This window comes from Aeromonas sp. QDB54 (genome assembly GCF_027707385.1).
In the GTDB taxonomy this organism is placed as follows: domain Bacteria; phylum Pseudomonadota; class Gammaproteobacteria; order Enterobacterales; family Aeromonadaceae; genus Aeromonas; species Aeromonas hydrophila.
The window spans coordinates 24,930-37,421 of the sequence record NZ_JAPCIT010000003.1; the positions used below are offsets into that span (position 1 = coordinate 24,930).

13 protein-coding genes are annotated in these 12,492 nt (G+C 62.7%); 4 read left to right on the forward strand and 9 right to left on the reverse strand.

Features of this window, described 5'->3' with window-relative positions; all coding sequences use genetic code 11:
• Positions 1-238: 238 nt before the first annotated feature.
• From gshA to PG881_RS03615, 4 genes are read right to left on the reverse strand one after another with little or no spacing between them, the layout of a single operon-like run.
• Complete coding sequence (gshA, locus tag PG881_RS03600; RefSeq protein ID WP_168968055.1) at positions 239-1,837, reverse strand: glutamate--cysteine ligase; 1,599 nt, start codon at positions 1,835-1,837, stop codon at positions 239-241.
• A gap of 60 nt (positions 1,838-1,897) precedes the next feature.
• Positions 1,898-4,711, reverse strand: a complete 2,814-nt coding sequence (locus tag PG881_RS03605) for a M16 family metallopeptidase (RefSeq protein WP_201887033.1) — start codon at positions 4,709-4,711, stop codon at positions 1,898-1,900.
• Between the two features lie 19 nt (positions 4,712-4,730).
• The gene (locus PG881_RS03610; RefSeq protein WP_024944550.1) at positions 4,731-5,168 is read right to left on the reverse strand and encodes a YqaA family protein; all 438 of its coding nucleotides are present in this window, start codon (positions 5,166-5,168) and stop codon (positions 4,731-4,733) included.
• Complete coding sequence (locus PG881_RS03615) at positions 5,165-6,139, reverse strand: NADP-dependent oxidoreductase (RefSeq protein WP_270798061.1); 975 nt, start codon at positions 6,137-6,139, stop codon at positions 5,165-5,167. Before PG881_RS03615 ends, PG881_RS03610 begins: the two co-directional genes overlap by 4 nt.
• A gap of 56 nt (positions 6,140-6,195) precedes the next feature.
• Here PG881_RS03615 and PG881_RS03620 point away from each other — a divergent pair, with 56 nt between their 5' ends.
• A complete protein-coding gene (locus tag PG881_RS03620; protein ID WP_005308905.1) occupies positions 6,196-6,363 on the forward strand; it encodes a hypothetical protein in 168 nt (55 codons plus the stop codon).
• Positions 6,364-6,412: 49 nt separating this feature from the next.
• Here the strand turns inward: PG881_RS03620 and PG881_RS03625 are convergent, their stop codons facing one another.
• A complete protein-coding gene (locus tag PG881_RS03625) occupies positions 6,413-7,411 on the reverse strand; it encodes a Preprotein translocase subunit SecY (protein WP_270798062.1) in 999 nt (332 codons plus the stop codon).
• Between the two features lie 302 nt (positions 7,412-7,713).
• On the opposite strand from PG881_RS03625, the gene PG881_RS03630 reads away from it, so the two are divergent.
• Positions 7,714-8,025: a hypothetical protein gene (locus PG881_RS03630; protein ID WP_270798063.1), complete on the forward strand. Its 312-nt coding sequence runs from the start codon at positions 7,714-7,716 to the stop codon at positions 8,023-8,025.
• 52 nt (positions 8,026-8,077) lie between these two features.
• Here PG881_RS03630 and PG881_RS03635 read toward each other — a convergent pair whose 3' ends face one another.
• From PG881_RS03635 to rpsF, 4 genes are all read right to left on the reverse strand, one after another.
• Positions 8,078-8,818 (reverse strand): ferredoxin--NADP reductase, encoded by a 741-nt coding sequence (locus PG881_RS03635; RefSeq protein ID WP_270798064.1) that lies wholly within the window; start codon positions 8,816-8,818, stop codon positions 8,078-8,080.
• A 101-nt stretch (positions 8,819-8,919) separates the two neighbouring features.
• Positions 8,920-9,366 (reverse strand): 50S ribosomal protein L9, encoded by a 447-nt coding sequence (gene rplI, locus PG881_RS03640; RefSeq protein ID WP_011704669.1) that lies wholly within the window; start codon positions 9,364-9,366, stop codon positions 8,920-8,922.
• 52 nt (positions 9,367-9,418) lie between these two features.
• A complete protein-coding gene (gene rpsR, locus PG881_RS03645) occupies positions 9,419-9,649 on the reverse strand; it encodes a 30S ribosomal protein S18 (protein WP_005308890.1) in 231 nt (76 codons plus the stop codon).
• Between the two features lie 30 nt (positions 9,650-9,679).
• Positions 9,680-10,066 (reverse strand): 30S ribosomal protein S6, encoded by a 387-nt coding sequence (gene rpsF / locus PG881_RS03650; protein ID WP_005308887.1) that lies wholly within the window; start codon positions 10,064-10,066, stop codon positions 9,680-9,682.
• 237 nt (positions 10,067-10,303) lie between these two features.
• On the opposite strand from rpsF, the gene PG881_RS03655 reads away from it, so the two are divergent.
• A complete protein-coding gene (locus PG881_RS03655; RefSeq protein ID WP_016349448.1) occupies positions 10,304-11,527 on the forward strand; it encodes an Nramp family divalent metal transporter in 1,224 nt (407 codons plus the stop codon).
• 65 nt (positions 11,528-11,592) lie between these two features.
• A complete protein-coding gene (locus PG881_RS03660; RefSeq protein ID WP_270798065.1) occupies positions 11,593-12,483 on the forward strand; it encodes a hypothetical protein in 891 nt (296 codons plus the stop codon).
• Positions 12,484-12,492: the final 9 nt, after the last annotated feature.

Sequence of the window (12,492 nt, forward strand, 5' to 3'; positions counted from 1 at the left end):
TCTTGTTTTTGTTTAAGCTGAATCGTTTCAGCGATCAAGAAATTAGGCGGCAAGCCCATCAGACTCAAGCTGCAAAAGAGGAAAATGTGAGCCGATTGACAATAAAACCGCCCATCGCGCTGCTGAAGTGAAGGCTGACTCACAGTTATTTTCGGGCCCGTGATGGGCCGACCGCCCACTGGAGACCGCCCATAAAAAAGCCGCTCCGAAGAGCGGCTTGCAGCAGAAGTGGATCCCGTCAGGCCGGGGTCTTGCTGGTTCCGAAGTAGTCGGCCAGGAAGTCGTCGAACGACAGGCTGTCGCTGCGCTCGCGTTCCCGCTGCTTGGCCAGCGAGTCGCGTGCCTCACCGGCAAAGTAGGCCTCGTCCCAGTACTGCAGCTCACCGGCCAGCATCTCTTCCCGGTAGCGACTCGCCAGCTCGTCACCGAAGCAGCCGTTGTCCTGGCCGCTCTCCAGCAACTGCTTGAGCAGGCGGGCGGAGTAGGTGAGATCGGGGTTGAGCAGCTTCTCGCGGTGCATCGCCAGGGTCTCGCGGTAGCGGTTACGACCGCAGCATCGATCCAGCAGCGCGGCGACCTCGGCCAGCTCGTCGAACAGCTTGAGGCCGTACTCCTTCAGGCCGATGGCATGACCCTGCTCGTCCTCCAGCTCGAGGCCGGGACGACGTCCCTCCAGCACCACCTTGGTCTGGTTGCGGCGATTGCGGGCAATCTCCTCGTCGCCCAGCACCGGGGACGGGCGCAGCAGGCACCACACCAGGAACAGGTCGAAGAAGCGGATCTGATCCACCTCGATGCCGTACGGGGTGAAGGGGTTCACGTCCACGGTGCGCAGTTCGATGTACTCGATGCCGCGCTGCTCCAGCGCGTCCGACGGCTTCTCGCCGCTGCGCGGGGTGCGCTTGGGCCGGATCGGGGCATACAGCTCGTTCTCCAGCTGCAGCACGTTGTCGTTGAGCTGGCGGTACTCGCCGTTCACCTTGACACCGATCTTGGCGAAGTCGGGATCATGGGTGTTGATGGCGCGACGCAGGCTGCTCACATAGGCCGGCAGGCTGTCGTGGCTGATCTTGAGCCCCGCCTGGGCGCTGTTGGTGTAGCCCAGATCCGACAGCCGCAGCGCGGTGGCATAGGGCAGGTAGAGGGTGCCCTTGCCGGTCTTCTGGAACGGCAGATTGCTCTTGCGCCCTTTGAGGAAGGAGTCGCAGATGGCCGGCGAGGCACCGAACAGATAGGGCACCAGCCAGCCGAAACGGTAGACGTTGCGAATAAGCCCCATGTACTTGTCGGAGATGAAGCGCTGGCTGCAGCACCCCTCGCACACCAGCTCCTGCCACTCGCACCAGAAGCTGTCCGGCATGGAGAAGTTGAAGTGCACCCCGGCGATCACCTGCATCAGGCTGCCGTAGCGGTTCTTCAACCCCTGCCGGTAGAGGGTTTTCATCCGGCCGATGTTGGAGCTGCCGTACTGGGCCAGCCGGATGTTCTCCTCGTCGCCGACGAAGCAGGGCATGGAGAGCGGCCAGATCCGCTCATCACCGAGATGGTGGATGGTGTGGCGGTGGATGTCGCCAAGCTGTTCCATCAGGCTGTCGATGGAGTCGGTGGCCGGCGTGATGAACTCCAGCAGGCTCTCCGAGTAGTCGGTGGTGATGTTGGCATGGGTCAGCGCCGATCCCAGACTGCGGGGGTGATCGGTCTGGGCCAGGGTTCCCTCCGGGGTGATGCGCAGACATTCACGTTCGATCCCGCGCCGGATCCCCTTGAGGGCGGTCAGCCGTTCCGGCGAACCCAGGGCGGTCAACAACTCGGTGAGTGACAAGCTTGTCGTAGTCATATTCACGGCTCATGTGTGGCCGCCCCACAGGGGGGCGGCACTCTTTATTATGTAGCGCCCTCAGGGCAGCTGCAGCGGATAGATGGGAAGATGAAGCTCCTTCAAGGGTTTTTCAAGCTTTTGCTTGTCCCCCACCACCACAATCACCATCTCGGCCGGGTCAAGCCAGCGTGCCGCACTGGCCTTGAGCGTCTCGGCCGACACCGTCTTGATCAGGTTGTTCTGGGCCTGCACATAGTCCGGCTTTAGGTCGTACATGATCATCTGCAGTAGGAAGCCCGCCTTCTGGCCCAGGGTCTCGTAGGAGAGGGCATCCTGCTGGGACACGGCGCTGCGCATGTAGGCGAGTTCCACCGGGGTCGGCCCGTTCTTGCGGTAGTTGTCCATCTCCTTGAGGAACTGGCGGATGGCATCCACGGTCGCATCGGCCCGCACGTTGGCGCCGGTGGCGAAGGTACCCGCCTCGCGGTTGGCGGAGAAGCCCGAGCTGGCACCATAGGTGTAGCCCTTGTCTTCGCGCAGGTTGAGGTTGATGCGGCTGTTGAAGTTGCCGCCCAGGTTGAAGTTCATCAGCCCGGCGGTGAAGTAGTCACCCGTGGTATCGAACGGCATGGCACGGCGGCCGATGCGGATCACCGACTGGGGTGCCCCCGGCTTGTCCACCAGATAGATGCCCGGCTTGGCCTGCTCGCCCGCCGGCTTGAGGCTGCCCAGAGAGGGTTCGGCCCCCTTCCACTGGGTCAGGAAGGCGAGTTGATCCTCCACTTGGGACTGGGTCACGTCACCCACCACCACCACCTTGGCGTTGGTCGGGTTGTAGTAGTTCTGGTAGAAGCGCTTCACGTCCGCCAGGGTCAGCTTCTCGACATCGGCCAGCACGCCGTCGCCCGGTTGACCAAGACGGTTCTGCTTGCCGTAGACCAGTTCGCGGAATGCCTGACCGGCCAGCCACTCCGGCTGCTGCTCGCTCTGCTTCATCCCTTGCAGCATCTGCGCCTTGACCCGCTCGAAGTCGGCTTCGCGCATGCCGGGCCGCTCAAACACCTCACGCACCAGCGCCAGGGTCTGCGGCAGCTTGTCGGTCAGGCTGCTGATGGTGACCAGGTTGTTGTACTGGGCGCTGGAGACGCTGACGCTGGAGCCGAGCTTTTGCAGCTCGTCGCTGAGCTGGGCCTCGGTCAGGCGCACCGAGCCCTGTCCCATCATGCTGGCGGTGAGGCTGGCCAGCCCCAGTTCGCCCTTGCCCTCGGCCCGCATGCCGCCCGGCAGGGCGACCATGATGGAGACGGCGGGGATCTCGTCGCTCTGGGTGCCGATGATCTCGATCCCCTTGTCGAGCTTGCCGTGCCAGATGGCCGGCACCTTGACGCTCACCGCATCGGCCGCCTTGGGCTGTACGCTGCGATCAAAATCGTCTTTCACCGGTCGCTCGGCCAGCACCTGATCATGCTTGCTGTAATCCGGCAGCTCGCGCTTAGCCGGGGTGAAATTGGGCTTGGCGGCCTGCCAGTCGCTCTTGCCCTTGGGTACCACGCTCAGCACCACCGCCGGCTTGTTCAGGATGAACTTGTCGTAGGCGGTCTTGACCTGCTCCGGGGTCACCTTGCCGATGGCATCCAGGCTCTTGAACACATAGTTGGGATCCTGGGCGAACACCTGGCCCATGGCGAGCTGGCTCACCTTGCCGGAGACGCTGTCCAGACCCCAGATGGCCGAAGCGCGATAGCTGTTGATCGCCTTCTCCAGATCCTCTGGCTTGAGGCCGCGACCGGCGAACTCGCCGATCACCTTGTCCACCTCACTCTTGAGGGTCTTCAGGCTGCCGTCCACCGCCGGGTTGGGATAGGCGTAGACGGTCAGGGTACAGGCCAGCTCCTCGCAGTAGTGGGAGGCGCCCGCATCAATCGCCTTGCCGCTCTTGACCAGCGACTGGTAGAGCATGGAGCTGGCGGAGCCGCCCAGCACGTCGGCAAACATGTCGAGCGCCGGCTCCTGCGGATCGCCGAGCGACACGGTCGGGTAGCTGATATAGAGCAGCGGCAGGTGCACCTTGTCCTCAAGCGTCACGTAACGGGTCTCGGGCAGGGTGACGGGCTGGGGGGTCGGCTCGGCCACGTCCGGGCCGCGCGGGATGGAGCCGAAATACTGCTCAATCCAGGCCAGCGCTTGCTTGGTGTCGAAGTCGCCGCCCAGGGTCAGGGTGGCGTTGTTGGGGCCATACCAGCGCAGGAAGAACTGCTTGAGGTCGTTGACGTCGACCCGGTCGAGATCCTCCACATAGCCGATGGGCTGCCAGGAGTAGGGATGAGTGCGCGGGTAGAGCGCCTCCCCCACCTTCTCGCTCACCAGACCGTAAGGCTGGTTGTCGATGCGCTGGGCCCGCTCGTTCTTGACGGTGGCGCGCTGGATCTCGAACTTCTTCTGGCTCACCGCATCGAGCAAGAAGCCCATGCGGTCGGCCTCCAGCCACAGCACCTTCTCCAGCTGGTTGGCCGGCACGGTCTCGTAGTAGTTGGTGCGGTCCTTGTTGGTGGTGCCGTTCATGTCACCGCCAGCTTCGTTGATGATCCGCATGTGCTCCTGATCCCCCACATGCTTGGAGCCCTGGAACATCATGTGCTCGAAGAAGTGGGCGAAACCCGACTTGCCCACCTGCTCGCGGGCCGAGCCCACGTGGTAGGTGACGTCCAGGTGCACCAGGGGATCGGATTTGTCGGGCGCCAGAATGACGGTCAGGCCGTTGTCCAGCTTGTACATCTGGTAGGGAATGCCGAGCTTGCCCTCTTCCTTGACCTGTTCCGACACCAGGGTGGGTGCCGCCAGCACGGGCAGGGAGAAGCCCAGAAGCATGCTTAATGGAATGAGTTTGTTCACGGTTACCTCGTGAGTGAAGCTAGAAGATCTGCCTGGCCAGCAGAAAGACCAGGGCATAACGCAACAATTTGCCGAGCCCGATGAGAATGAGAGAGCGCCAGAAGGAGAGGCGCAGCCAGCCGGCCAGCAGACAGAGACCATCGCCGATCACCGGCGTCCAGGCCAGCAGCAGACACCAGTGGCCATGTTGTTTGAGCCAGCCGAGGGCTTTTTGTTCCCCACGGCCTTGAAAATCTTCCGGTTTTTTCTTGAAGGTGGCGAGCCAGCCGAGCCACCAGGTGGTCATGGAGCCGAGGGTGTTGCCCAGCGTCGCCCACAGCAGCAGGCTGGCCATGCTCCACTCCCCCTTGGCCGCCATGGCCCCCAGCAGCACTTCCGAGCTGCCGGGTAGCAGGGTGGCGGAGGTGAAGGCGCTCAAAAACAGCCAGCCGAGCCCCAGCTCGGTGATGCCGTTCATCCGGCCAGACCGTCCGCGGCGGGCATGCGCAGCAACAGCTTGCCACGCACGTGGCCCTGCTCGATGGCCTGATGGGCCAGCGCCCCCTCGGCCAGGGCATACTCCCCAGCGACCGTGACCTGAACCTCGCCCTGGCGCAGCAAGGCCAGCATCTGGCTCAGCTGTTGGCGGTCGGGGTGTACCAGCATGCCGAGCACCTTGATGGCGCTGCCGGCCGCGGCATCCTTGATCTGCTGGGCGGTGATGGTGGGCACCGTCACCAGCCGGCCACCCGGCTTGACGCAGGCGAGCGCCGCCTTGCCGCTCTCGCCCCCCACCAGATCCAGCACCAGATCGACCTGACCGCCGGCCACCACTTGAGCAACCCAGTCTGCGTCATGGTAATCCACCATCCGACTGGCCCCCAGCCCGTGCAGGAAGCTGTGGTTGTCGCGACTCGCCGTCGCCACTACCTCGGCGCCATAGGCGCTGGCAAACTGCACCGCCAGGTGGCCGACGCCGCCGGCACCGGCCAGGATCAGCACCCGTTGTCCCGCCTTGAGGGCGCCGTGCTCAAACAGCCCCTGCCAGGCGGTGAGGCCCGCCAGCGGCAGCGCCGCCCCCTGTCTGAGGCCAATCAGCTCCAGCCTGACCAGCTCCTCCTCGCGCGCCACCACGGCCTCGCCGTAGCCACCAGCCGTGAGGGGAAAGCCCACCATGCCGCACACTCGATCCCCCTCGGCCAGCGCGGTGACGCCGGGGCCTATCTTCTCCACCACCCCGGCCACGTCATAGCCCGGCGTCCAGGGCAGCTTGTCCTTGTTCTGGGCCGCCGCCCAGCCGAGGCCGGCCCGGGTCTTGGCATCGATGGGGTTGACCCCCGCAAAACAGATGCGCACCCGCACTTCGCCGTCGGCTGGCACCTTGTCCAGGGAAGGGTTGAGCCGAAGTACCGAGGGGTCGCCGAATGCGGTAATCTGTAGCTGCGTCATTGCACAATCCATCCTGTTGATTGATCAAGGGTCAACAGAATAACAGCGAGGACACCATGGCTCGAATGTTTCTTATTCCTCTGTTGCTGGCCCTGGGGTGGTGGGCGTTTCTGCTCTACTTCCGCATCCCGCTCAAGCAGGGGGCCAAGGGCTTTTACTGGATCATCGGCATCGGCGGCGGGCTGGCCGCCTTCCTCAGCCTGATGATGGTGCTGACCCACTAGCACAGCCCCCACGCGGCAATAAAAAGGCCACCCTGCGGTGGCCTGATGATCAACTCCCCTGCGAGCTGAGATGGTAGTGGCGGTTGCTGCCCTGCCCCAGCACCCCCTGGGCCAGCAGATGCTGGAACACCCGATCCACCTCCTCCAGCGACAGCGACAGCGCCTCTGCGACTCGCCGCTTGCTGCACTTGAGCTCGCCGCTCTCCAGCGCACTGCGTACCTGAGCCACCACCTCCGGCTCGGGCTCCGGTCTGGCCATCACGGCGGGCACCATGGCCGCCGCTTGCGCCTGGCGGGCCAGGGTCTGCTCCCTGGCCTGCTGCCACAGCCAGCTGCGACGAAAGCGGTTCTCCTCGCCGATCAGGCTGACGAAGAAGGCACCAAACACGTCGAGCAGCACGGAGAGGAAGCAGACCAGCAGAAACTGCACCTGGCTGATGCTCATTCCCACCCCGTCCGCCAGGCTGCTCATCAGCCCCAGCATGGAGGATTGCTCGTTGATGGGCTTGGCATCGCGCTCCTGACGCAGTTCATCCTGACGCAGCCTGAGCTTGGTGTTGGCCTGCTGCAACCCGCTGACACCGCTGGAGATGCGCGCCATCTCGATATACTTGCGGGCCGCCTCCTCGTTGAGCTGGATCTGCCGCTCTATGCTGGCGATCTGCTCGTCGAAGCGGGCGATCTCCCGCTCATGGCGCGCCTGCTGGTTGAGGATGGTGTTGGTGGCGCTGTTGATGCCGCCGATGCTGCCACCGATGGAGATGGCAGCCAGCACGCTGTAAAACAGCAGCGACCAGAAGGCCCCGCTCAGCTCCCGCCGCGCTTTGCACTCGCCGTACTCGTACCAGACGTAGAACTTGCCCAGCTCGAAGATGATGGCCAGGCCGCCGAACAGCCACTTCATCAGGGGGTTCTCGTCGATGGAGAGAAACAGCAGCAGGGAGAAGACGATGGAGGCCAGAATGGCCAGCCCGGTAAAACTGTACACCGTGGTCAAGGCGAACCACCCCTTGGGGTAGCGCAGCACGGTAGAAGCCTGTGTAGTCATGATGAAGGGGGTGCGATATGCAGGAAAAGTTGGCTGCCGATTATAGTCAGCCGAGCCACAGAATGAAGGCTAATCATTTGAATTGACTCCGATACCTTCACAAACGGACAGGCTGCGACCAGATTGGGCAAATTGTCGACGCTTCCCCGTTGTCTGCCGCTGCAATCCCCGCCAGCCTGATCGCATGCCCGCCCGCGGCAAGCCGGCATGACATGCCCGCCAACTGATGTCGAGCCCGGTTCCGGCCCGGTTAAGGCGCCAGCTTCTACACTGAGACCAATCCTTCCGCACTCGAGGTCATCATGCACAAATCCATACTGCTGCTCTCCCTGCTGCTCGTCCAAGGCGTGGCTATGGCGGCGCCCCCCTCCAAGAACAACGATGGTGTCAAACTCTCCACCGACGACATCAAGCTGGACATTAACTGGGATCAGAAAGAGTACGACTGGTGGCAAAATAACTGCTTCGATCTCGGCATCGGCGACAGCCGCATCCAGCTCAACTGCGACAAGATGGACGGCAAATACCGGGACCACTACAACCGCAGCATCCACAGCGGCAACAACCCGGGCCAGGGCCACAACAAGCAGAAAGGCAACGGCAAGAAGAATTGATCGTCATCCCCGTCACCCTGACACAGGGGCCGAGGCCCCTGTGTCCATTTCTCTACCAGTAGTTCTCCGCACTGATGTTGCCGGGCGCCCGCCGCAGGTTCTTGGCCAGCCCCAATGACAGCAAGGTCTGCTGGGTCTCCTTCACCATGGCCGGGTTACCGCAGATCAGCACCTGACTCAGCTCGGGGGCGAATTCCAACCCGACCCGCGCCTGCAGCCGACCGTCGGCGATGGCTGCCGGGATCCGCCCCGCCATCGCCTCGGACCATTCCTCCCGGCTGACGAAGGGCACATAGCGAAAACGCTCGCCGTGGCGGGCGGCAAAACCCGCGATAAGCTCCCGGTAGCTCAGCTCTTCCCCCTTGCGCACCCCGTGCACCAGCACCAGATTCTCGAAACGGGCGAAGGCTTCCCCGTCGGCCAGCATGGAGAGGAAGGGGCCGATGGCGGTACCGGTGGAGAGCAGCCAGAGATCGCGCCCGGCCGGTATCTCGTCCAGGGTCAGAAAACCGGTCGCCAGGGATTGCACCAGCAGGCTGTCGCCCGCTTGCAGGGAGCCGAGGGACGGAGTCAGTTCCCCATCGGGGATCTCGACGAAATAGAACTCGTGATAGGGTGCTGACGGAGGATTGACGAAGGAGTAGGCCCGCTGGACGCGGCGATCGCCCTGCTCGAGGGCCAGTTTGGTGAATTGCCCCGCCTTGTAGGGGGCCAGCTCGGCCGCCACACGCAGGGAGAACAGGGTGGGCGTCCACTCGATACGCTCAAGGACGCGACCTTCGACCCAGGCCATAGGGATCTCCTCCAGAAGAACGGATCCTTACTCTAACCCCGGGCCTGAAAATAAAAAACCCGCGCAAGTGCGCGGGTTTTTTCTGCAAAAGCGAGTCGCTATTACAGGGCAACAACCTGGATCTGTACGGTTGCTTTGACGTCAGCGTGCAGCTGAACAACAACTTCGTAGTCACCGGTGTTACGCAGAACGTTGCCCATGCGGACTTCGCTCTTGGCAACGGCTACGCCGGCAGCAGTGATGGCTTCAGCCACGTCACGGGTACCGATGGAACCGAACAGCTTGCCTTCGTCGCCAGACTTGGAGGCGATAACAACGGCAGCCAGTTCACCCAGCTTGGCAGCGCGCTCTTCAGCGGCAGCTTTACCGGCAGCCAGTTTGGCTTCCAGTTCAGCACGGCGAGCATCGAAGGTCTCGATGTTGGCCTTGGTAGCCATAACAGCTTTGCCTTGCGGGATCAGGTAGTTACGGGCATAACCAGCTTTCACGGAAACTTGGTCACCCAGACCGCCCAGTTTGGCGATTTTGTCGAGCAGGATAACTTGCATTACCTTTCCTCTATAAATTTCGTTGAGTTAGGCTTAAGCGCCGGACCGATTCTTACTTGTTGTGCAGATCGGTGTACGGCAGCAGAGCCAGGTAACGAGCACGCTTGATGGCGCGTGCCAGCTGACGCTGATACTTGGCGCGGGTACCGGTGATACGGCTCGGTACGATCTTGCCAGATTCAGTGATGTAGTTTTTCAGAGTAACGATATCTTTGTAGTCGATCTCGGTAACGTTCTCGGCGGTGAAGCGGCAGAACTTACGACGACGGAAATAACGTGCCATGGCCTTTATCCTCTAGTCAGTGATCCAGAATTACTCTTCGGAAGCAGCTTCAGTAGCTTCTTCGCGGCGCTCGTCGTCACGACGGGTGAAGCGCTCTTCCTTGGCCTTGGCCATCGGAGAAACTTCAGTCACGGCGTGCTTGGTGCGCATGATCATGTTGCGGATAACGGCATCGTTGAAGCGGAAGTTGGTTTCCAGCTCATCGATAACGGCTTGCTCTGCTTCTACGTTCATCAGAACGTAGTGGGCTTTGTGCAGTTTGTCGATCGGGTAAGCCAGCTGACGACGGCCCCAATCTTCCAGGCGATGAATGGTACCACCGGAGGTGGTGATGGCGCCGGTGTAACGCTCGATCATGCCAGGTACTTGCTCGCTCTGGTCCGGATGAACCATGAAGACGATTTCGTAATGACGCATTTTAGCTCCTTACGGATTAATTCAGCCTCCGCCCAGGTGCAGCCAGACCTCGGAGGCAAGGAACATAATGGTGTTTAGACGCTGCTTTTCTAGGGCGGCGTATTGTACAAAATCCCATCCCCCACTGCAACCAGCCGCCACCGATGTTTTTATCTATGAGAACAATACAAAACTTCAATTGATAATAATTATCATTTAGATCTATTCTATCTCCATGCACTTATGGAGGCTGATACCATGCAACCCGCGCTGACCACGGCCATCCCGGCCCGCAAATTCAAACTGACCCTGCTCGGGCCGGCCTTTATCGCCGCCATCGGCTACATAGATCCGGGCAACTTCGCCACCAACATTCAGGCTGGCTCCACCTTCGGCTACCAGCTGCTGTGGGTGGTGGTGTGGGCCAACCTGATGGCCATGCTGGTGCAGACCCTCTCGGCCAAGCTCGGCATCGTCACCGGCAAGAACCTGGCGGAACACATTCGCGACCGACTGCCCAAGCCGGCTGTCTGGGCCTACTGGGTACAGGCGGAGATCATCGCCATGGCCACCGATCTGGCCGAATTCATCGGTGCAGCGGTCGGCTTCAAGCTGCTGCTCGGAGTCACCCTGCTGGAAGGGGCCGGCATCACCGCCGTGGTCACCTGGGGCATTCTGATGCTGCAGTCCCGCGGCCAGAAACCGCTGGAGTTCGTGGTGGGCGGCCTGTTGCTGTTCGTGGCGGCGGCCTACATTGTCGAACTGGTGTTCTCCCGCCCCCACCTGCCGAGCCTACTGGAGGGCGCCCTCTTCCCCGGCCTGCCCAACAGCGACGCCGTCTATCTGGCGGCCGGCGTGCTCGGTGCCACCGTGATGCCCCACGTCATCTACCTGCACTCGGCACTGACCCAGCACACCCAGGATCAGGGCTCGGTCCCCCAGCGGCTGCACACCACCCGGGTCGACGTGGCCATCGCCATGACCATCGCCGGCTTCGTCAACCTGGCCATGATGGCCATGGCGGCGGCCGCCTTCCACAGCTCCGGCAACCAGCAGGTAGCGGAGTTGGAGTCGGCCTACCAGACCCTGACCCCGCTGCTGGGCCAGGCGGCCGCCACCCTGTTCGGCCTCTCGCTGGTCGCCTCCGGTATCAGCTCTACCGTGGTGGGTACGCTGGCCGGCCAAGTGGTGATGCAGGGCTTCGTGCGCTTCACCATCCCGCTCTGGCTGCGCCGCGCCATCACCATGGCTCCCGCCTTCGTGGTAATCGCCATGGGCCTCAACACCACCGAGATCCTGGTGCTGAGCCAGGTGGTGCTGAGCTTCGGCATCGCGCTGGCGCTCATTCCGCTGCTGATATTGACCGGCGATCGCGCCCTGATGGGGGAGTATCGCAACCACCCGGTGACCCAGGCGGTCGGCCGCCTCATCGTCGCCCTGGTGATCGGGCTCAACGCCTACCTGCTGGTCGCCATGATCTAGTCCACCATCCCCTCCCAAGGTCGGCTCGTTAACCGAGGTTAATGAGCCGGCCTGCGCTTTGACGTATGCTGGCGGCTCTCTTCCTCTTCGATTTGCGGGAGCCATCCATGCCACATACCCGAGCCAGCTTCGTGCTGGGCCACCATCAGGAGCAGGCCAGCGTCATCTGCTGCCAGAGCGGCGACACCAGCCTGCTGGTCACCGACCTTACCCCCTTTCATCCCCAGAGCCACCTCTGGCCCGATCAGCCGGGTGACGTGGGTACCGTGCATTGGGAGGGCGGTGACGCGACCGTCGGCCCCTGTCGCATGGGGGCCATCAGCCCGGATGGGGAGCTGTTCGTCGACCAGGCGATCCCGGTCAAGCGGGGCGCAGAAGGGTGGCGCTTCGTGGTGGTGCACCCGCTGGCTGGTCACTGTGCGCTGCCTGCTGGCAGCCAGGTGACACTACAGGTGGATGCCGAGGCCCGCCACGCCCTGAGCCTGGGCCACAGCGGCTGTCATCTGGCGGCACTAGCGCTCAACCGGGCGCTAATGCCTTACTGGCGCAAGGAGGTCAGCGAGCGGGATGCGCTGGATCAGCCGGACTTCGATCGCCTCGCCATCCAGACCTCGCGGGTCGAGCCCATGGGCTCGCGCGAGCAGTACCGGATCGGCAAGAGCCTGCGCAAGAAAGGAGTCAACAGCGACGCACTGCTGGCAGACCTGCCGCAGATAGAAGAGAGGATCAACCAGCAGTTGGCAGACTGGCTGGCGGCCAGTGGTGAGATCCGCCGCAGCCGGGCCGGCGAGGCGATCATCGACTCCCGTTACTGGCACTGCTCGCTGGAAGGCCGGGAGGTCACCATCCCCTGTGGCGGCACCCATGTGGGCAGCCTGGCCGAACTGGGGCAGGTCCAGGTGCAACTGGCCTCCTGTGAGGAGGGGTTCACCCTCATTACCCAAGTCACTCCCTGACCGGCCGGC

Bases quoted from the DNA above. Each gene is read 5' to 3' on its own strand.
- gshA (WP_168968055.1), bottom strand. From the start codon at position 1,837: ATGACTACGACAAGCTTGTCACTCACCGAGTTGTTGACCGCCCTGGGT.
- PG881_RS03610 (WP_024944550.1), bottom strand. From the start codon at position 5,168: ATGAACGGCATCACCGAGCTGGGGCTCGGCTGGCTGTTTTTGAGCGCC.
- PG881_RS03615 (WP_270798061.1), bottom strand. From the start codon at position 6,139: ATGACGCAGCTACAGATTACCGCATTCGGCGACCCCTCGGTACTTCGG.
- PG881_RS03620 (WP_005308905.1), top strand. From the start codon at position 6,196: ATGGCTCGAATGTTTCTTATTCCTCTGTTGCTGGCCCTGGGGTGGTGG.
- PG881_RS03625 (WP_270798062.1), bottom strand. From the start codon at position 7,411: ATGACTACACAGGCTTCTACCGTGCTGCGCTACCCCAAGGGGTGGTTC.
- PG881_RS03630 (WP_270798063.1), top strand. From the start codon at position 7,714: ATGCACAAATCCATACTGCTGCTCTCCCTGCTGCTCGTCCAAGGCGTG.
- PG881_RS03635 (WP_270798064.1), bottom strand. From the start codon at position 8,818: ATGGCCTGGGTCGAAGGTCGCGTCCTTGAGCGTATCGAGTGGACGCCC.
- rplI (WP_011704669.1), bottom strand. From the start codon at position 9,366: ATGCAAGTTATCCTGCTCGACAAAATCGCCAAACTGGGCGGTCTGGGT.
- rpsR (WP_005308890.1), bottom strand. From the start codon at position 9,649: ATGGCACGTTATTTCCGTCGTCGTAAGTTCTGCCGCTTCACCGCCGAG.
- rpsF (WP_005308887.1), bottom strand. From the start codon at position 10,066: ATGCGTCATTACGAAATCGTCTTCATGGTTCATCCGGACCAGAGCGAG.
- PG881_RS03655 (WP_016349448.1), top strand. From the start codon at position 10,304: ATGCAACCCGCGCTGACCACGGCCATCCCGGCCCGCAAATTCAAACTG.
- PG881_RS03660 (WP_270798065.1), top strand. From the start codon at position 11,593: ATGCTGGCGGCTCTCTTCCTCTTCGATTTGCGGGAGCCATCCATGCCA.